Here is a 19375-nt window from a genome sequence, read left to right on the forward strand (position 1 = left end):
TGATACTCCTATGAGGCTCCCGCCCTCCGGGGCGGGGTGACCCTCGACTGTAGAGCAGGGTAGCTCCGCGACGAAGTGATGAAAGGTCGGTACCCAACCCACGAATACCAGAGAGATCCACCGTCGCTGATAGCCCTTCGCTCCCTGACCCGTAGGCATTGAGGACAACCGCATGCACCAGTGACAACCGAACCCTTGACGGGTCAATCCATACCAGGAGTAGCGTTAGCTCCGGTCCGACGTATCGGCGACTGGGGCGCAAGCCTCCCGGCGGTGTTGCCGACGCCAACGCTCACCGCCAACGCTCACCGCCAACGCGGCGTCTCCGCCAGTTGCCTGCTGAGTCTTTGCGTAATCAGGAGAAGTTATAAATTGTCCGGCCACAGCGATTTTCTCCACCGACCGTACCGCGCCGTTGTAGGAGTAGCGTTAGCTCCGGTCCGACGCGTCGGCGACTGGAGGCGCAAGCCTCCCGGCGGTGTTGTCGACGCAAACGATCACGCCAATACGGCGACCTCCGCCCCAGGCGCCTGCTAAGTCTTATGCGTAATCAGGAAGCGATAGACGACAGTAGATTAGGTTATATATTGCTAATCACTCATATTCCTGCAGACTTTCCGCTACTATTCGGTCAGTAGCCAATCGGTAAAAGCGGCCAGGTCGTTGAATACCATGGCCTGTTCCAGCCCGATACCCTTGGCTTCTGTGCGCTCGCCCTTGCCGGTACGAACCAGAATGCTGCGACATCCCATGGCTTGACCGGCCTGCAGGTCTCGTAGGCTATCCCCCACCATCCAGCTTCGGGCCAGGGAGCGTAATTCCAGTGCCTCGCGAATCTGCTCGAGTAGGCCCGGGCGCGGCTTGCGACAGTCGCAGCCATCGTCGGGACCATGGGGGCAGTAGGCGATATGCGCGATACGGCCGCCGGCAATCGCTACCAGACGGTGCAATTCATCGTGCATGCTCTCGAGTGCGGCTTCGTCATAATAGCCACGGGCGATACCGGACTGGTTGGTGGCAATGGCAACGGTCCAGCCTGCCTGGCTAAGGCGGGCGATGGCCTCTATAGAGCCGGGGTAGGGGATCCACTCGTCCAGTGACTTGATGTAGTCGTCGGAGTCATGGTTGATGACACCGTCCCGGTCGAGAATGACAAGCTTGCTGGCATCGTACATGGGCACACAGGGACCTGATGGAGATGGGGGTAGTGTTTCACGTGAAACATTTGACGCCAAGCGGTGGATGCAGGCGTAGTGTTTCACGTGAAACATCAGGCAAGAAAAAGCCGGCGAGTGTGAGGCTCGCCGGCTAGGGGAGGCAATGAGTGCCTACTGCTGGAGCAGGGCGATGTCAGCGACTTCGAGGAACAGGCCCTGGAGGCCGGCCAGCAGCGCAAGGCGATTGGCACGGATATCGTCATCCTCCGCCATGACCATGACCTGGTCGAAGAAGGTATCGACGGGGTCACGCAGTGTCGCCAGGGCGTCCAGGGCATCATGGTAGCGACCCTCGGCGAACAGCGGCATGACTGCCTCGCGCTTGGCTGCCAGGGCCTCGAAGAGCGCTTCCTCTGCCGTTTCTTGCAGCAGGCCGGGGTCAACCCTGTTTGGAGTGCTCCCGCTTTCCTGCTTGGCGAGGATGTTGGCGACACGCTTGTTGGCAGCAGCCAGGGATCCGGCCTCTACCCGCTGGGCAAAAGCATGGACGGCGCGCAGACGCCGCGCAAAGTCCAGGGGGCGGGTCACCGGACGGGCACGCACGGCGAGATAGACTTCGGCCTCGATGCCTTCATCCTGACCCCAGGCGCGGAAGCGGTCGAGCATATAGCTCAGGACTTCCTCGACCAGGTTCTCGGCGTAGGGCAGCTCCTGATGTTGCGCAGCAGCCAGTTCGAGCAACTCACGCAGGTCCAGATCGAGTTCGCCCTTGACCAGGATGTTGAGCACCCCGATGGAGGCGCGACGCAGGGCAAAGGGGTCCTTGGTGCCGGTGGGGCGTGCGCCGATACCGAAGATACCGGTCAGGGTATCGAGTCGATCGGCCAGCGCCAGTGCCAGGCCGGTAGGCGTCTCGGGAATGGCATCGGTTGCGAAGCGTGGCAGGTACTGTTCTTCCAGTGCCTGGGCGACGTCGGATGGCTCGCCATCCAGGGTGGCATAGTATCGGCCCATGATGCCCTGCAGCTCGGGAAATTCGAGCACCATTTCGGTGATCAGGTCGCACTTGCCGAGCTCGGCGGCGCGCCGGGCATGGGCAACCTCGCCGCCGATGCGGCCAGCGATGAAGGCTGCCACCGCTGCCGTACGGTGCGCCTTGTCGGCCAGGGAGCCGAGCTGTTTCTGGAACAGCACGCTGGAAAGGCCGCTGATGCGAGTGGCCAGCGGCTGCTTGCGGTCGGTGTCGTAGAAGAAGGCGGCATCGGCCAGGCGAGGGCGGATGACCTTCTCGTTGCCCTCGATGACCTGCTGTGGATCCTGGCTATCGATGTTGGCGATGGTGATGAACAGGGGCTTGAGCCTGCCGCTGTTGTCGAGCAGGTGGAAGTACTTCTGGTTGGCCTTCATCGAAGAGATCAGGCATTCGGCAGGTACCTCGAGGAAACGCTCGTCGAAGCTTCCGGCCAGCGCCACCGGCCACTCCACCAGGCCGCTCACTTCGGTGAGCAGTGCCTCACCGATGACCGCAGTGGCTTCCTGGACCTCTGCCTCGGCCAGCACCTGCTCGCGGATGCTTTCCCGACGCCTCTGTCGGTCGGCCAGCACCCAGGCGTTTTCCAGGGCCGCCAGGTAATCCTCGGCGTGGGCCAGCTCGATAGCATCGGGAGCGTGAAAGCGGTGGCCGCGGGTGGTCCGGCCGGCAGTCAGGCCGAGGACCTCGGCCTCGACGATGTCACTGCCATATAGCATCACCAGCCAATGCACCGGACGGGAAAACTCGATGCGTGAGGCGCCCCAGCGCATGTTCTTGGGCACGGGCAGGGATGCTACCGCCTTGGCTACGATATCGGGCAGCAGAGCGGTGGTGGCCTCCCCGGACTGCCGCTCGCGGTAGCCAAGCCAGGTACCCTTGTCGGTTTCCAGATGGATCAGCTCGGCGACATCGACGCCACATGAGCGGGCGAAGCCATGGGCGGCCTTGGTCGGTTCCCCATCCTTGAAGGCGGCGGCAAGGGCGGGGCCGCGGCGCTCGACTTCCCGGTCGGGCTGCTTGTCGGCAAGCTCGCTGACCTGCACGGCCAGGCGGCGTGGCGTGGCCCAGGCGTGAACATTGCCGAAACTGATTTCGGCATCGGCGAGGCCGCGGCGGATGCCTCGGCGAGGGCGTCGGAAAGGGTATCGATGGCACTCGGCGGAAGCTCCTCGGCACCCAGCTCCATCAGAAAGGTATTAACAGCCATGCTCATGCGTCTCCCTGTTCGGCAAGCGGCTCTCTGGCGAGCAGTTCCTGGCGCAGCGCCTCGGGAGCCATGGGGAAGCCGGCAGCCTTGCGTGAATCGTAGTAGGCGTGTGCCACATCGCGGGCCATGGTCCTGACGCGCAGGATGTAGCGCTGGCGCTCCGTGACCGAAATGGCGTGGCGAGCGTCCAGCAGGTTGAAGGTGTGGGATGCCTTGAGCACCTGCTCGTAGGCGGGGAGCGGCAGGCCGACTCCCAGCAGCTTGGTGCACTCCTGCTCTTGATGGTCGAAGGCAGCGAACAGGGCGGGCACGTCGGCCTGCTCGAAATTGTAGGCCGACTGTTCACGTTCGTTCTGCAGGTATACGTCGCCGTAGGTGACCTTGGAGCCGTCCGGCGCCACGGTCCAGACGAGGTCATAGACGCTGTCCACGTTCTGCAGGTACATGGCGATACGCTCGAGACCGTAGGTCAACTCGCCGGTGACTGGGTAGCATTCGATACCGCCGGCCTGCTGGAAATAGGTGAACTGGGTCACCTCCATACCGTTGAGCCAGACCTCCCAGCCAAGTCCCCAGGCGCCAAGGGTGGGCGATTCCCAGTTGTCCTCGACGAAGCGAATGTCATGTACCAAGGGATCGATACCCAGGCGTTCGAGAGAGCCCAGGAAGCGCTCCTGCAGGTCGGCGGGAGAGGGCTTCATGACGACCTGAAACTGGTAGTAGTGCTGCAGGCGATTGGGGTTCTCGCCATAGCGACCGTCGGTGGGCCGGCGAGAGGGCTGAACATAGGCGGCGTTCCAGGTCTCGGGCCCGATGGAGCGAAGAAAGGTGGCGGGATGAAAGGTACCGGCGCCTACTTCCATGTCCAGGGGCTGCAGCACCACGCAGCCCTGTTCCGCCCAGTACTGCTGCAAGGCCAGGATCAGACCCTGGAAGGTCGCCGCGTCCGGCGTCGACCCGGGGGCCGAGGTCGACGATCGTGTCGAGAGTGTCATTGGAAAGCACCGTTGGCCATGAATTCACAAGGCGTCAAGTATACAATCACAGGCACATCGGTTATAGGCGCAGTCAACGGCGCCGCAGCGAGGAACCCCAATGATCGTAGTGACAGGCGGTGCCGGCTTCATCGGCTCGAATCTCGTCAAGGCACTCAACGAGCGCGGCCGCACGGACGTCCTGGTCGTCGACGACCTGCTCGACGGTACCAAGTTCATCAATCTGGCCGACTGCACGCTCGGGGATTATCTGGACAAGGATGACTTCCGCGAGCGGGTCGAGGCGGTATTGCGTGGCGAGCCCTCGAGGTTGCCACCCATCGAAGCCATCTTTCACGAGGGTGCCTGCTCGGACACCACCGAGTGGGATGGTCGCTTCATGCTCGACAACAACTTCGAGTACTCAAAGGTGCTGCTGCATTTCTGCCAGCTGCAGGGCATTCCCTTCCTCTACGCCTCATCGGCGGCGACCTACGGTGGCAGCCAGGTCTTTCGCGAAGAGCCCGAGCACGAGAAGCCGCTCAATGTGTATGGCTACTCCAAGCTGCTCTTCGACCAGTACGTGCGCGAGCACTGGAGCGAGCTGACAAGCCAGGTGGTGGGTTTTCGCTACTTCAATGTCTATGGGCCGCGGGAACAGCACAAGGGCAAGATGGCCAGCGTGGCCTTCCACCACCACACCCAGATATCGGCGGGACAGGACCTCAAGTTGTTCGGCGCCTGGGATGGTTATGAGGCCGGCATGCAGAGCCGTGACTTCGTCTATGTCGGCGACGTGGTGAACGTCAACCTCTGGTTCCTCGACCATCCCGAGAAGTCCGGTATCTTCAACCTGGGCTCGGGTCGTGCCGAGCCCTTCAAGGCGATCGGTGAAGCCGTCATCGATTTTCACCGCCAGGGTCGGATCGAGTACATCGACTTTCCCGAAGAGCTCAAGGGCCGTTATCAGAGCTACACCCGGGCCGATATCTCACGGCTGCGGCAGGCGGGCTATGATCGCGAATTCCGTACCGTGGCCGAAGGGGTGGGGGAGTACCTGCGGTGGCTCGGCGGAGAGGCTGGATGAGTGCAACGCCTTCGTCAGGCGAGCGCATCCTGGTGGTCGGTCCCTCCTGGGTCGGTGACATGGTGATGGCCCAGAGCCTGTTGAAGACGCTCCGGCAGCGTCAGCCCGATTGCCATATCGGCGTCGTGGCGCCCGGCTGGTCGCAGCCGATCCTGGAGCGTATGGAGGAGGTCGCCGAGGTGGCGACGCTGGACGTGGCCCATGGCGAATTCGGCTGGGGCACTCGGCGGTCGCTGGCGAAGCGGCTTGCGGGGCGCTTCGACCGGGCGATCGTGCTGCCTCGCTCCTGGAAGTCGGCGCTGGTTCCCTTCCTGGCGCGGATACCCCGGCGCATCGGCTATACCGGTGAGCAGCGCTTCGGGCTGCTCAATGAGCGTCGCACGCTGGACAAGGCCGTGCTCGACCAGACCGTCAAGCGCTTCGTCGCACTGGGCCTGCCAGCGGATGCGGATCTGGCGGCCCTGTCGGTCCCTCGTCCGCGGCTGCGTATCGACAGCAACAACCTGGCTGCCGTGCGCAGCAGTCTGGGCCTTTCGTCACGACCGGCCATCGGCATGATGCCCGGTGCCGAATATGGGCCGGCCAAGCAGTGGCCACTGGGCCACTTTCGTGAACTGGCCCAGCGCCTGGTGGCGGAAGGGTTCGAGGTGCGAGTGCTGGGTGGCCCCAAGGATGCCGACGTCGGCGAGTCGATCGCGGAAGGGCAGGAGGGCGTGCATAACCTCTGCGGGAAGACACGGCTGGCCGACGCCGTGGATCTGCTGGCCGACTGCCGGCAGGTGGTCACCAACGACTCGGGGCTGATGCATGTGGCGGCCGCCGTGGGGACCGCGTCCAGGCCCTTTATGGTTCGTCGTCGCCGGCATATACGCCGCCCCTGACCGACAAGGCCACGATTCATACCCTGGCGCTCGAGTGCTCGCCCTGTTTCCAGCGCACCTGCCCGCTGGGGCATACCAACTGTCTGGTGCAGCTCTCGCCCCAACGGGTCCTGCAGGCGGTACTGGCGTCGCGCATGGAGCTCATCAGCCGCGATTGAGCCTGATCATTGGACCGTCACTGGACCGAGGCGGGTTCCTCTCCAGTACCGTCATCCGGTGTCTCCAGAACCTGCTCCTGAGGTGCCGCTTCAGCCTGCTCGCGCTGTGGCGCGAGGCCCTCCCACAGACGCTGTTGCAGTGCGTTTTCCTCACGCATCCTGGCATTCACGAATTCCATGCTGTGCTCCTCGATCAGGGTGGCTCATCGGACAGCAGCGACACGCCGAGGCCGGCCCGGTGCCAGTCGATGGTGAAGCCCATGGCTTCCAGTAGGGTGGGGAACACGTCCACCATGGAGGCCTCCCGGGCCTGGCGGCTGACGGGGATGCCGGGGCCCAGCAGCATGAAGGTGTTGTCTCGCTCGCTCTGGATCAGCTGCTCCCAGGCCGAGACCCGCATGGTCAGATGGTCACTGACCAGGACCACCAGGGTGTTCTCCAGCAACGCCTCGCTCTCCAGGCGCTCAAGCAGGTCCCGGGCCAGCCAGGCGATACATTCGACCGAGTAAAGAATATCCTCGCCGTCGAAGTCGCCCTGGCGGTCCAGGCAGCGCTGGGCGGGGTAGCCACTGGGAGCATGAGCGTTCAGCGATAGGTTGACCAACCCCCAGGGCCCGTTTTCCTCGTTCAGGCGACGGACCTCCTCCACGGTGAAATCGTAGAGCGAGTCGTCATAGAGGCCCCAGTTGTTGAGGTAGTCGGGGTCGTCGAGGCGGGCTGAAGATCTTCGCGACCCAGGACCGTGTCGAAGCCGTGATCCTTATAGAAGAGACCCTTGCCGGCGAAGGCGGTGCTGGCGCCACCCATGTAGGTGAGTCGGTAGCCCTGTTCGGAGAGCAGGTCGCCCAGACAATCGACACCGGGCACCACCGTTTCCAGCGGCGTGAACTGACGGTCGTGGAGCAGGCCGGCGGGCATCAGTGGGGTGCCGCACTGGCTGGCGATCATGCCCGCCATGGTCCAGCCGGTGTTGTCGATCTGGTAGACGCCTCATAGACCAGGCCATTCTCGCCGATGGCGTCCAGGTCGGCATAGGCGTCGCCGAAGCGCTCGCGATCCGCATAGGTGCGCTCGACACTTTCCAGATAGAGCAGCAAGAGATTGGGTGGGTCCTCCCGAGCGTCGAGAATCATCGGCTCCACATACTGACGATCCAGCCAGGCACCGTCATCGGTAACGATCGCCGCGCCGCGCTGGGTTACGCCGTAGAGCAGCGGGTTGCTGGCCAGCATCAGCAGGGCCAGGAAAAATTCTCCGCGGCGCCAGCGGTGGTCGTGGCGGAGGAGCCAGAGGAACGACACGAACAGTGCCGCCATGGAGAGAGTGTAGAAGATGGCGGCACCGACCCGGCTGACGCCGCCATGGTCGGTCATGCCGGCCTGAAGGTGGAAGAAGACGGCACCCAGGTCGACGATGCCGAAGCTTTCGGAAAGATAGATATAGAGCCCCCACAGCGCGATGGGTATCAACGCCCAGGACCAGTAGCGGGGAACCGCGGGGCGCTGTGGGGAACGAGGTGCGCCCCAGCGAAGCCAGTACCCCAGGGCCAGCCAGGCTGCCGCCACGAAAGGGAGCGCCCAGGTCGGCAGTCGCGTCAGGGAGGTGACGGCATAACCCAGGCACAGGCCGATGATCAGCAGCGAACACCAGCGGGAAAAATGCATGTCGCGATACGGGAGGGAAGAGGGCATGGCACAGTGCGCACGTAGTGAGTTCAGGTACCAGCTTATCAAGTCGAGACCCGTTTGCATCAAAAGTCGTGGTCGAGCCCAGTGGTGGTAGCAAGGCGTCGTTTGCCGCCCCGGTGCCGGCACCAGTAAACTGATGCCCCGCTCAGCTGACAAGGAAGGGCCGATGAGCCTGGCTGCCGTATTGATCGTCAAGAACGAGGAAGCGCATCTGCGCGCCTGCCTGGAGACGCTGAGCTGGGTGGACGAGATCGTGGTGGTGGATTCCGGCAGTACCGATGCCACGCGTGATATCGCCAGGACATTTACCGACAAGGTCGTGGTTCAGGACGACTGGCAGGGCTTCGGCGTGCAGCGGCAGCGCGCCGAGGCGCTGGTGGTGAGCGACTGGGTCCTGATGGTCGACGCGGACGAGCGGGTGACACCCGAGCTGCGTGACAGCATCGAAGCCGCCGTGGCCTTGGACCAGCCCGTCATTTATACGCTTCCGCGCCTCTCCTGGTGCTTCGGGGCATTCATTCGCCACTCGGCTGGTACCCGGATCGCGTGGCTCGGCTCTATCCGCGCCGGCGTGCCGGCTACAACGCCTCCCTGGTCCACGAGAAGCTGGAAAATCCGGAGCGCCTGACGGTGACGCCGCTTCAGGGCGACCTGCTCCATTTCACCTACCGGGACCTGCGTCATTACCTGGAGAAGTCCGCCCACTACGCCCAGGCCTGGGCCGAGCAGCGTGCGGCACGGGGCAAGCGGGGCAGCCTGGCGGCGGGTATTGGGCATGGTATCGGCTGCTTTCTGCGCATGTACCTGTTCAAGGCCGGGTTTCTGGACGGGCGACAGGGTCTGCTGCTGGCGCTGCTCTCGGCCCACTCCACCTTTGCCAAGTATGCCGACCTCTGGGTCAGGACTCGGACGTCGCCTCCTCCCGACGACGTACCAGGTCGCTGATGGCGGTCGCTGCCGCGTCCAGGTCGATGGTAGCCATGTCGGATTCGGCGGCGCCTCCGGGGGACTGAAGGCGAGCCGCCGTGACTCGCTGTTGCAGGTCTGCCAGCGCAGCGGGGTGGCCGAGCGTCGGGCCGGATAGAAGCCGGCGGTGGGCCGGTCGAGACAGCCGGCAATATGCAGCGGACCGGTGGAGCCGGCAATGAACAGGTCGGCTGCCGCGAGGGCCATCGCAAAGTCATCCACCCCTTTTCGTGGCGGCAACACGACCGCTTCGAGGCCGTCGGCCAACAGCTGGTCGCGCAGCTCACCGGCGGTGGCCTCCTCGCCGGGGCCCGCGGTCATGATCCAGATGGGCCTGCTTTCGCCCGCACGCTGGTCGATCAGGCGGGCCAGCTCGGCATACTGCGTGGGTATCAGGTTCACCGCCGAGCCGCCACTGCCGGCATGCAGGTAGACCCAGGGGCGGGCCCTGTCGATCGCCAACTCATGACAGAGCCGGGCCCGCTGTGCTGCAGGAACGTCGATGGGCAGCGGCCAGTAGGGCGGTGCCGGGTGGGCGGCCGGCGCCACGCCCAGGGCGATCAGCAGCGCGTCGGCCAGCTCGATGTTGTAGACATACTCCGGACGGGCGGAACGGGACCTGCGCTGGGTGATGCGATGGTTGTAGAATAGCTGTGCCCATTTGGTGGCAGGCGCCAGGCGTAGCGGAATGCCGGCACGCCACCCCAGCCAGCCGATGCGTGGTGTCGAATAGAGGGTCAGCAGAGCCGCAAAGCGACCCCCTCGAAGCCGTGCCAGCAGAGCTCGCTGCGCATCGCGACCGGCGGCGTCGCCCGGGTCCAGGACCACCTCGTCGATCCAGGGGCACAGTCGGGCCAGGGGCGCCGTATAGTTGGGCACCAGGACGCTGATATGCAGGGTGGGTGCTGCGGCCTTGAGACAGGCAAGGGCCGGCCAGGCCAGCATGAAGTCGCCGACCTTGTCGTTACGCACGACCAGTATGCGGATCGATTCGCGGGGCTTGCCCCCGTTGGAAGTTAGCGTCATCTGGGCTCCCGTGCCCCGGTGGCCAAATGAGGAGACACCCTTGTCGCACAAGGTAATGCATATCTGCCTGTCGGATGGCTGGGGCGGACTGGAAATGTATCCTGGACGGATTATACCCGAGCTGAAGCGGCAGGGGTGGGAGCCCCATGGGCTTGCACTTGCCGGTTCTTCGGTGGCGGCAAGCCTGGTCGAGGCGGGCATCGAGCCGCTGACGGTGCCCAGTCGTGGGCGGGCGCTGCTCCAGGTCGGTCGAATCCTCGCCTACCTGAAGCGACAGGGTATTGACGTGTTGCACTGCCACAAGTCCAGCGATTTGCGCCTGGGAGCCCTGTTGGCGACCCTCAGGCCGGGGCTGAAGCTGTTCTTTACCGATCACATGGGGGTTACCCGCGCCAAGAAGGACCTCTACCATCGCTGGGCCTATGGCAGGGTTACGGGGCTTTTCGCGATCAGTGACGCAACGCGGGCACGCAATGTTGCTGCCTTTCCCCTGCCGGCAGAGCGGATCAAGCGGCTTTATCTGGGGATCGATCCCGAGCCCTATCGCCCCCGGCTGAGCGAGGCGGAGTGCGACGCATTGCGCAGCGAGCTCGGTGTACCTGTTGGCAGTGTGGCCATCGGCCTGCCCGGTCGGCTCACCGGTGGCAAGGGTCAGGATCTCTGGCTCGAGGCGCTGGGCCTGCTGCGTGATCGCCACCCGGACCTGTCCTGGCACGGTGTCGTGATTGGCGGCCTGACAGCCGCCGAGGGTAGCGATGAAGACTATGTGTCTCGGCTGCGGCAGCAGGTCGCGTCGCTTGGACTGGAAGCCCAGGTTCATTTTGCCGGCTTTCGCAGTGACCTGCCGCGGCTGTTCGAGGCGCTGGACATCGTCTGCGTACCGTCGCGCAACGAGGCCTTCGGGCTGACGGTCATCGAAGCCATGGCCGCCGGCAAGGCGGTCATCGGCAGCGACAGCGGAGCGATTCCCGAATTGCTGGATACCAGCACAGGGCGACTGGCCGGCCCTGCGGACGCCACGGCCTGGAGCGAGGCGCTGGCCGAGTTGACCGGAGATGAAGTACTGCGACAGAGACTGGGCAAGGCGGCGTGTGAGCGGGTGCAGGAGGGCTTTAGCCTGGCGGCCCACGTAACCAGCCTGGTTGCGGAATACGAGAATTCTCAGGGAGTGGGAGACGAGTGAGAGCCTGGACCGACAAGTGTGCCTCCCTGAGCCGGCGCGGACGACGCTGGCTGGAGAGCGCCGCAGTGAATCAGGTTAAGCGTATCCTGGTGATTCGTCAGTGTGCCTTTGGCGACTACATGGCCACGCGGCCTTTCCTGGTGGAGCTGCGGCGGCTATTTCCCGAGGCCCATGTGACCCTGGCCACCGTCAACCGCTACCGCTATGCCGTGCCGGAGGACCTGGTGGATGAGGTCTTCGTGCAGGAGACGAGGGTAAGTCTTGCCAAGGAGTGGCGCTCGCTACGGGATCTCGATCCCATGGATATCCTCTTCGACCTGGCGGATACCTCGCGTTCCCGGCAACTGACCCTGATGACCTCGGCTGCCATCAAGTTTGGCTTCCCCTATCGCGGCCTTTTCAACCATTTGCTCTATGATGTGGGGCTGCGGCGCTCGAACTATCACTACGAGGCGGAGGTGCTGCTGGATTTCCTCAAGGTCATGGGGCACAAGCCACGCTACCCGCTGGATTTCGCCATGCCGCGGCATCGCCCGTCAGAGGCAGCGGCCACGATCGTCTACTTTCCCTTTGCCTCGGTGGCGGACAAGTCCCTTTCCCTGGCTCCTGGTCTCAACTGATCGACCAGGCCGCCCGTGAGCTACCGGGCTACCGCCATGTGTTGCTGGAAGGGCACAAGGCGGAGGAGTCCGGTGACTTTCTGGCCGAAGTGGTAGCCAGGCACACCAACGTCGAGATTCAGCCCCGCATGCCCCTGGAGGAGCTGGCCCCCTGGATGGCAGCGGTCTCGGCGCTGGCCTGTGGCGATACCGGGGTACGCAATCTGGCGCTGGCCACCCATACTCCGACCCTGGGTATCTTCTTTCGCACCTTGCCCTATCGCTACTGGCCCCGCTACGAGGATTGCCATGAGGCGGTCTTCCTGCGCAGTGGTGAAATGCCTGGGAAGACCGATATCCTGCAGGGTCTTGAGGAACTGCTGCAGCGGGTCTATCCAGAGCGTGGTCAGCCTCGGCGGATAGTGGAGTCGTCCGCATAGCCCCGGCGGACTGCCGCACTGGCTTCGGTTGCTCCGAATTTCTCCAGCGAGCGCTCCAGGCGTCGAAGGTTGGCTTGCTGCCAGTTGCCGGCATTGCGCAGCCGGCAGCGATCCAGATCGATCAGCCATACCTTTTCCTGCTCGTCGACCAGTAGGTTGCGGGCATTGAGGTCGACATGATCGAGGCCGGCATCATGAAAGCGACGTATGGTGCGGCCCACCGCTTCGAGAAGCGCGTCGCTGGCACTCTGTTCGATGAGGCGGTCGGCAAGGGAGCGGCCGCCGGGAATGCGAACCGTGATCAGCGCCGCTTCGTAGGCGAGCCCGTGCCGGGTGACGCCAGCGGCAACCGGCCTGGGTACGGGCAGGCCTTGTGCGTAGAGCTCGGCGGTCAGGCGCAGTTCGCGAAATGCCCGGGTGCGTTCCAGGCCCATCCACAGGTAGCGTTGACGGGCAAGTTTTGCTATCAGCCCACCGCGGCGGTAGGGGCGCAATACCCACTGGGCGCCGTTCGCGTCGAGGAAGAGGCTGCTGCCGCGGCCGGGCGCTTCGCCCACCACACGATCCGTTTCACGCCAATGTGCGGGCGAGAACAGCTGCGGGGTGATTTGTGGCCTCAGGTTGGCGTCACATACACTGTCCGCATCATATAGAATGAAAACCTTTCCCGTCCGACATGTTGCCAAGTGCATGAAGCATCCTCTGCCTGCCCAACCTCGCCATATCGCTGTGCTGCGCCTCTCCGCACTGGGCGACGTGTGCAATCTGGTCCCCACCATCCGGGCGCTGCAGCGCCAGTGGCCTGATATTCGCATCACCTGGATCATCGGCAAGGCGGAACACAGTCTACTGGCCGGCCTCTCGGGGGTCGAGTTCGTCGTCTACGACAAGGCCAGCGGCCTTGCGGGAATGCGGCGGCTATGGCGCCAGCTGGGCGACACCCGTTTCGACGTGCTGCTGCACATGCAGCAGGCGCTGCGGGCCAGCGTACTCTCCCTGGGGCTGAAGGCCGACGTGCGGGTGGGGTTCGACAAGGCGCGGGCCAAGGATGCCCAGCACTGGTTCACCCATCGCCAGCTGGCACCTCATCCGCGCGCCCATGTGCTGGAGTCGTTCATGGACTTCGCCCGCCTTCTGGGCGTCGAGAATCACGGGCTGGAGTGGGACCTGCCGGTGCCGGTCGAGGCCGAGGAGGAGGCCCGCAGGCTGGCCGGTGACCACGCCTACCTGCTGATGAGCCCCTGCGCCAACCCTCGGCTGCGCAACTTTCGCAACTGGTCCGCCGAGGGCTATGCGGCGGTCATCGAGCACGCCTGGGCACAGTTTGGCCTGAAAACGGTACTCACCGGCGGTGGCAGCACCCAGGAGCGGGAAGTGGGCGAGCGCATCCAGGCAATGAGCCGGCCGGAAGCGGTGGTCGACGTCATCGGCGACAGCTCGCTCAAGGGCCTGCTGGCCCTCATCGCCCGGGCGCGGGTGGTGATTGCCCCCGACTCCGGGCCGGTGCATATGGCCAACGCCATGGGTACCCCGGTGATCGGTCTCTATGCCACCACCAACCCCGACCGTGCGGCGCCCTACCTGTGGCGTGACCATGTGGTCGATCGTTATCCCGAGGCGGTGCGCGCCCACCTCCACAAGGAGCCCGAGGAGATCGCCTGGGGCCAGCGCGTTCGTCATCCCGACGCCATGTCCCTGATTCGAGTCGATGACGTCGTTCAACGACTCGATGCATTGCTGGCCGGGCCGAACGAGAGCAAGGAAATGGAGATACCCGATGAAGCTTGATCTGACCGCACTTGAGCAGGCACACGTACTGGTGGTAGGCGATGTGATGCTTGATCGGTACTGGCATGGCGCCACCTCCCGTATTTCGCCGGAGGCGCCGGTACCGGTGGTCCGGGTGGAGGAGTGCGAGGATCGCCCCGGTGGCGCGGCCAACGTGGCGCTCAATATCGCCTCCCTGGGCGCTCATGCCGCCCTCAGCGGCATGGTCGGGGACGATGACAATGCCCGTCGCCTCATCGCCCGCATGGAGGCCGCCGGAGTGGAGACCTACTTCGAGAGCAGCGCGGGCATTCCCACCATAACCAAGCTGCGGGTCATGAGCCGCAACCAGCAGCTGATACGTCTCGACTTCGAGGATGGTCTGGAGGGAGTCGACACCTCCGGCCTGCTGGCCCGGGTCGAGCAGGGGCTTCCCGGCTGCGACCTGGTGATTCTTTCCGACTATGGCAAGGGCACCCTCAATCAGGTGGAAGCGCTGATCGAGCGGGTCAAGGCCTCGGGCAAGCGTGTACTGGTCGATCCCAAGGGCAGTGATTTCCGCAAGTATCGGGGGGCCAGCGTGATCACCCCCAACCTGGCCGAGTTCGAGGGCGTGGTCGGTCACTGCCGCGACGACGCCGAGCTGGCTGCCCGGGGTGAGACGCTGTGCAGGGAGCTCGAGCTCGAGGCCCTGCTGATCACCCGCAGCGAGAAGGGCATGACGCTGATCCGGGCCGATCACGAGCCACTGCATATCCCCACCCGGGCCCGCGAGGTGTACGACGTAACCGGCGCCGGCGACACCGTGATCGGCGTGTTGGGGCTGGCGCTGGCCGCCGGTCATGGCTTTCCCGAAGCCATGACCCTGGCCAACCTGGCCGCCGGCCTGGTGGTGGCCAAGCCGGGCACGGCGACGCTCTCCATCGCCGAGCTCTACACGGCCCTGCACGGCGACAAGCTGGCCGAGTTCGGTGTGATCGAGGAGTCGCCGCTGATCGAGGCGGTCCGGGCCGCCCAGGCCCGCGGCGAGCGGGTGGTCATGACCAACGGCTGCTTCGACATCCTGCATGCCGGCCATGTGGCCTACCTGGAGCATGCCCGCCGGCTGGGTGATCGATTGGTCGTGGCGGTCAACGACGACGCCTCCATTGGCCGTCTCAAGGGCCCCAAGCGGCCCATCAACCCGCTGCTGCGGCGTATGCAGGTCCTCGCCGGACTGGGCGCGGTGGACTGGGTCGTCCCCTTCGGAGAAGACACCCCACAGCGGCTGATCGAGGCGGTGCTTCCCGACGTGCTGGTCAAGGGCGGCGATTATCGCCCCGAGGAGATCGCCGGCGGCGATGCGGTCCGCGCTGCCGGGGGCGAGGTGATGGTGCTGGGCTTCGAGGACGGGGTATCGACCACGGCAATGATCTCGACGATCCTGGATCGCGAGAGCTGATGCGACGCCGAGGCCGGCCCTGGGCACGCTACCTCTATTCGACGGCGCTCTACTGTCTATCGCCGCTGATATGGCAGCGTGTCTGGCGTGAGCAAGTGCTCACAAACCCACGGCGGGAGCGGCTCGGCCTGCTGCCGAAAGGGCCTGCGAAGGGTGGCATCTGGCTTCACTGCGCCTCGGTGGGGGAAGTCCTGGCGGCCAAGCCGCTCATCGAGGCCCTGCTGGTTCGCTACCCCGAGCGTCGCCTGATCGTCACCACCATGACCGCAACCGGTGCCGAGCGTGTTCGTGCCTTGAGCCAGGCGCTGCAACAGTCGGAAGCCACCGGCGATGGCCCGCTCGAGCACCACTTCGTGCCGCTGGACTTTCCCGGCGCGGCCCGTCGCTTCATCGCCCGGCTGAATCCGGCGCTGGCTATCTTCTTCGAGACCGAGCTCTGGCCCAACCTGCTGGCAGCCTGCCACCAGCGCGGAATACCCACGGCGGTGGTCAACGGTCGCCTCTCCCCCCGTGCCTATCGCGGCTATCGTCGATTGCGTCCGCTGATGCAGGATGCTCTGAGCCACGTCGACTGGCTCGCCGCGAAGTCCACTGCCGATGCCGAGCGTTTCCGCTCGCTGGGCATGGCCCCCGTGGCTATCGATGTCGTGGGCTCGCTGAAGTACGACCTGATACCACCGGCCGGGACCGAGGCGTTGAGCCGGGAGTTAAGTCTCCGGCTGGGTTCACGTCCGGTATGGGCCGCCGGCTCCACTCACCCGGGCGAGGAGGAACAGCTGCTACAGGCCCATGCCAGGCTCCGGCAACACTACTCCTCTGCCCTGCTGATACTGGTGCCGCGTCATCCCCAACGCTTCGATGCCGTGGCGGCCCTGTGCCAGGAATACGGCCTGGCCACGGCGCGCCGCTCCAGGAACGAGCTGCCCGATACCCGCACGGCGGTGTACCTGGGCGATACCATGGGGGAACTGCTTGCTCTCTACGGCGCGGCGGATCTGGCCTTCGTTGGTGGTAGCCTGGTGCCGATCGGCGGGCACAACCTGCTGGAGCCGGCCGCCATGGGGGTCCCGGTGCTCACTGGCCCCCAGCTCGCCAACTTCGAGGATGTGGCCGCTATCCTGCGCGAAGCCGCCGCCCTGGTGGAAGTTCCTGACAGCGAGGCGTTGGTCGAAGTGCTGGTCGACCTGTTCATCGATGAGGCCGAGCGCCACCGCCTGGCCGAGGCCGGCCAGGCGGTAATGGCGGCGAACCGGGGAGCTTTGGGGCGCACCATGGCCGGCCTGGGGAGGTTGCTGGGTAAGTGAGCATTCGCTTCGACTGCCCGGCGATCAGGCTGGTGTCAGTCGCTCGACACCGGCGTCGCTGCCCAGCAGCAGCACGTCGGCGCCACGGGCGGCAAACAGGCCATTGGTGACCACGCCGACGATGGCATTGATCCTTGCTTCCATGGCTACGGGGTCGTCGATCATGAATTCGAAACAGTCGATAATCTGGTTGCCGTTGTCGGTGATGACGCCTTCGCGATAGACCGGATCGGCCCCCAGCTTGACCAGCTCGCGGGCGACATAGGAGCGGGCCATGGGAATCACCTCCACCGGCAGCGGGAAGTCGCCCAGCATTGCCACCCGCTTCGAGGCATCGGCAATGCAGATGAACCGATCGGCGCAGGCGGCGACGATCTTCTCGCGGGTCAGGGCCGCTCCGCCCCCCTTGATCATGTGAAGGTGAGCGTTCACTTCGTCTGCGCCGTCGATGTAATAAGGTACAGTGCCGACGCTGTTGAGCTCGAAAACCTCGATGCCATGGCCGCGCAGGCGCTCGGCGCTGGCCTCGGAGCTGGCCACAGCACCCTTGAAGTCGTCGCGCAGCTGGGCCAGGCGATCGATGAACCGATTGGCGGTGGAGCCGGTGCCGATGCCGAGGATGGTATCGCGCTCGAGCCAGGGCTCGATCTCGTCGATGGCGGCCGCGGCCACGGCGTCCTTCAGTTCGTCCTGGGTCATGTGATGCTCGCTGTCTGTGTGAGTGGCGATTGCCGCGCCATTATAGGCCAGTGGCACTCTTCTGCCGATGGCAGCATCGCTCGGGACTGGTCCTGCAGTCAGTGCGCTGGACGCCATGCCTGCGAGGATGCTACCAATAGGAGTTCTCTGCACTGCAGCACAGCCCTCCGCGTCACTCCTCTGGGATATCAGGATGCTAGAAGCCACCGTCAAGAAGATTCTCCAGGCCCGGGTCTATGAAGCCGCCCGGGAAACGCCGATTTCCCCGGCCCCCTTTCTCTCTCGGCGCTTCAACAACACCATCCTGATCAAGCGGGAGGATCTGCAGCCGGTCTACTCCTTCAAGATCCGCGGCGCCTACAACAAGATGGCGCAGCTGACCGAGGAGCAGAAGGCCAAGGGAGTCATTGCGGCGTCGGCCGGCAACCATGCCCAGGGGCTGGCTATGGCGGCGAAGCAGATGGGCGTGAAGGCGATCATCGTCATGCCGCGCATCACGCCGGAGATCAAGGTTCAGGCGGTACGCGCCCGGGGCGCCAAGGTCGTGCTCAAGGGCGATGCCTTCTCGGCGGCGGCCGAACACGCCCAGGAGCTGATCCGCGAGCATGGCTATACCTATATCCCCCCCTTCGACGATATCGATGTCGTTGCCGGCCAGGGCACCGTGGCCATGGAGATCCTGCACCAGCACAGCGGACCGCTGGATGCCATCTTCGTACCGGTGGGCGGCGGTGGTCTGATCGCCGGGATAGCCGCCTATGTGAAGTACCTGCGCCCCGATATCAAGGTGATCGGCGTGGAGGCCGAGGACAGCGCCTGTCTCAAGGCCGCCATGGAGGCGGGCGAACGGGTGGTGCTCGACCAGGTGGGCGTCTTCGCCGAAGGGGTCGCGGTGGCGCAGATCGGCGAGGTGCCCTTCTCCATCATGCGCGATCTGATCGATGGGGTGATCACCGTCACCGCCGATGAAATGTGCGCGGCGGTGAAGGACATCTTCGACGACACCCGCGCCGTTTCGGAAACCTCCGGCGCCCTCTCTCTGGCGGGCTTGAAGAAGTACATCCAGCAAACCGGTGTCGAAGGCCAGACCCTGCTGTGCATCAACTCCGGGGCCAATACCAATTTCGACCGCCTGCAGCACATTGCCGAGCGTACTGAGCTCGGCGAGCAGCGTGAAGCGATCCTGGCCGTGACCATTCCGGAAAAGCCCGGCAGCTTCAAGAAGTTCTGCAAGACGATGGGTCGGCGCATGGTGACCGAGTTCAACTATCGCTATGCCGACCCCGAGGCGGCTCACATCTTCGTCGGGGTTCAGGTCAAGCCGGGGGGGGAGGATCGCCAGGCGGTGATCGAGAAGCTGCGTGAGGCAGGCTATCCGGTGGAGGATCTCACCGACAATGAGCTGGCCAAGCTGCATATCCGACATCTGGGCGGTGGCCGGCCCAAGGAGCATTTCGAGGAGGAGGTCTACCGCTTTGAGTTTCCGGAGCGTCCCGGTGCGCTGATGAACTTTCTCACCCACCTGCCCCAGGACTGGAACATCTCGCTGTTTCACTACCGCAATCACGGTGCCGCCTATGGACGGGTGCTGGTGGGCATGCAGGTCCCCAACGGCGACCGCTCCCATGTGGAGGAGTACTTCGACGAAATTGGCTACCGCTACTGGAAGGAGTCGGACAACCCGGCCTATCGTCTCTTCATGGCCTGAGCACCGAGACCGAAATCGCTGGCACAAGTTAGTAGCGGCTTACAGCAAAGCCCCGAA

General features: G+C 64.5%; 15 protein-coding genes and 4 pseudogenes. 10 read left to right on the forward strand and 9 right to left on the reverse strand.

The features are described from left to right. Positions 1 to 623 precede the first annotated feature (623 nt). From gmhB to glyQ, 3 genes and pseudogenes are all read right to left on the reverse strand, one after another. On the reverse strand, positions 624 to 1175 hold the full coding sequence (gene gmhB / locus Q427_RS05375; protein WP_043511735.1) for a D-glycero-beta-D-manno-heptose 1,7-bisphosphate 7-phosphatase: 552 nt from the start codon (positions 1173 to 1175) through the stop codon (positions 624 to 626). Positions 1176 to 1328: 153 nt separating this feature from the next. Next, positions 1329 to 3397 (reverse strand): annotated as a pseudogene (gene glyS / locus Q427_RS05380) (glycine--tRNA ligase subunit beta). A 2-nt stretch (positions 3398 to 3399) separates the two neighbouring features. Next, entirely contained in the window at positions 3400 to 4392 is a 993-nt protein-coding gene (gene glyQ / locus Q427_RS05385) for a glycine--tRNA ligase subunit alpha (RefSeq protein WP_051496152.1), read from the reverse strand. A 100-nt stretch (positions 4393 to 4492) separates the two neighbouring features. Between glyQ and rfaD the strand changes: the two genes are divergently transcribed. Then, the gene (rfaD, locus tag Q427_RS05390) at positions 4493 to 5458 is read left to right on the forward strand and encodes an ADP-glyceromanno-heptose 6-epimerase (protein ID WP_043511736.1); all 966 of its coding nucleotides are present in this window, start codon (positions 4493 to 4495) and stop codon (positions 5456 to 5458) included. Then, positions 5455 to 6497: pseudogene (waaF, locus tag Q427_RS05395) on the forward strand (lipopolysaccharide heptosyltransferase II). The gene rfaD and the pseudogene waaF overlap by 4 nt, the downstream one beginning before the upstream one ends. 17 nt (positions 6498 to 6514) lie before the next feature. Here waaF and Q427_RS36720 read toward each other — a convergent pair. The 3 genes and pseudogenes from Q427_RS36720 to Q427_RS36730 all read right to left on the reverse strand — a co-directional run bounded on the left by Q427_RS36720 (position 6515) and on the right by Q427_RS36730 (position 8188). Then, entirely contained in the window at positions 6515 to 6676 is a 162-nt protein-coding gene (locus tag Q427_RS36720; RefSeq protein WP_231613435.1) for a hypothetical protein, read from the reverse strand. A 14-nt stretch (positions 6677 to 6690) separates the two neighbouring features. Beyond that, positions 6691 to 7454: pseudogene (locus tag Q427_RS36725) on the reverse strand (sulfatase-like hydrolase/transferase). Next, positions 7442 to 8188, reverse strand: a complete 747-nt coding sequence (locus tag Q427_RS36730) for a hypothetical protein (protein ID WP_231613437.1) — start codon at positions 8186 to 8188, stop codon at positions 7442 to 7444. Before Q427_RS36730 ends, Q427_RS36725 begins: the two are co-directional and overlap by 13 nt. A 163-nt stretch (positions 8189 to 8351) precedes the next feature. Between Q427_RS36730 and Q427_RS36035 the strand changes: the two genes are divergently transcribed. Beyond that, complete coding sequence (locus Q427_RS36035; protein WP_043511737.1) at positions 8352 to 8813, forward strand: glycosyltransferase family 2 protein; 462 nt, start codon at positions 8352 to 8354, stop codon at positions 8811 to 8813. Positions 8814 to 9319: 506 nt separating this feature from the next. Here Q427_RS36035 and Q427_RS36040 read toward each other — a convergent pair. Next, a pseudogene (locus tag Q427_RS36040) lies at positions 9320 to 10177 on the reverse strand (glycosyltransferase family 9 protein); the annotation flags it as partial. A 40-nt stretch (positions 10178 to 10217) separates the two neighbouring features. Here Q427_RS36040 and Q427_RS05420 point away from each other — a divergent pair. The 3 genes from Q427_RS05420 to Q427_RS33390 are packed head-to-tail and all read left to right on the forward strand — an operon-like array spanning position 10218 to position 12399. Continuing rightward, on the forward strand, positions 10218 to 11360 hold the full coding sequence (locus Q427_RS05420; RefSeq protein WP_231613439.1) for a glycosyltransferase family 4 protein: 1143 nt from the start codon (positions 10218 to 10220) through the stop codon (positions 11358 to 11360). Then, a complete protein-coding gene (locus Q427_RS33385) occupies positions 11357 to 11980 on the forward strand; it encodes a glycosyltransferase family 9 protein (RefSeq protein WP_051496153.1) in 624 nt (207 codons plus the stop codon). Before Q427_RS05420 ends, Q427_RS33385 begins: the two co-directional genes overlap by 4 nt. A 38-nt stretch (positions 11981 to 12018) precedes the next feature. Continuing rightward, positions 12019 to 12399 (forward strand): glycosyltransferase family 9 protein, encoded by a 381-nt coding sequence (locus Q427_RS33390; RefSeq protein WP_051496154.1) that lies wholly within the window; start codon positions 12019 to 12021, stop codon positions 12397 to 12399. On the opposite strand, the gene Q427_RS05430 is transcribed toward Q427_RS33390, so the two are convergent. Then, positions 12366 to 13091: a 3-deoxy-D-manno-octulosonic acid kinase gene (locus tag Q427_RS05430; protein WP_043511742.1), complete on the reverse strand. Its 726-nt coding sequence runs from the start codon at positions 13089 to 13091 to the stop codon at positions 12366 to 12368. The two genes, Q427_RS33390 and Q427_RS05430, sit on opposite strands and share 34 nt — an antisense overlap. On the opposite strand from Q427_RS05430, the gene Q427_RS05435 reads away from it, so the two are divergent. From Q427_RS05435 to waaA, 3 genes are read left to right on the forward strand one after another with little or no spacing between them, the layout of a single operon-like run. Next, a complete protein-coding gene (locus Q427_RS05435; RefSeq protein WP_043511743.1) occupies positions 13090 to 14187 on the forward strand; it encodes a glycosyltransferase family 9 protein in 1098 nt (365 codons plus the stop codon). The genes Q427_RS05430 and Q427_RS05435 overlap by 2 nt on opposite strands. Then, positions 14177 to 15607, forward strand: a complete 1431-nt coding sequence (hldE, locus tag Q427_RS05440; RefSeq protein ID WP_043511745.1) for a bifunctional D-glycero-beta-D-manno-heptose-7-phosphate kinase/D-glycero-beta-D-manno-heptose 1-phosphate adenylyltransferase HldE — start codon at positions 14177 to 14179, stop codon at positions 15605 to 15607. The genes Q427_RS05435 and hldE overlap by 11 nt, the downstream gene beginning before the upstream one ends. Beyond that, the gene (gene waaA / locus Q427_RS05445) at positions 15607 to 16911 is read left to right on the forward strand and encodes a lipid IV(A) 3-deoxy-D-manno-octulosonic acid transferase (protein WP_043511747.1); all 1305 of its coding nucleotides are present in this window, start codon (positions 15607 to 15609) and stop codon (positions 16909 to 16911) included. The genes hldE and waaA overlap by 1 nt, the downstream gene beginning before the upstream one ends. Before the next feature lie 24 nt (positions 16912 to 16935). On the opposite strand, the gene rpiA is transcribed toward waaA, so the two are convergent. Further along, positions 16936 to 17610, reverse strand: a complete 675-nt coding sequence (rpiA, locus tag Q427_RS05450; RefSeq protein WP_043511749.1) for a ribose-5-phosphate isomerase RpiA — start codon at positions 17608 to 17610, stop codon at positions 16936 to 16938. Between the two features lie 193 nt (positions 17611 to 17803). Here rpiA and ilvA point away from each other — a divergent pair, with 193 nt between their 5' ends. Then, a complete protein-coding gene (ilvA, locus tag Q427_RS05455) occupies positions 17804 to 19318 on the forward strand; it encodes a threonine ammonia-lyase, biosynthetic (protein WP_043511752.1) in 1515 nt (504 codons plus the stop codon). Positions 19319 to 19375: the final 57 nt, after the last annotated feature.

Source organism: Halomonas sp. BC04 (assembly GCF_000568385.1).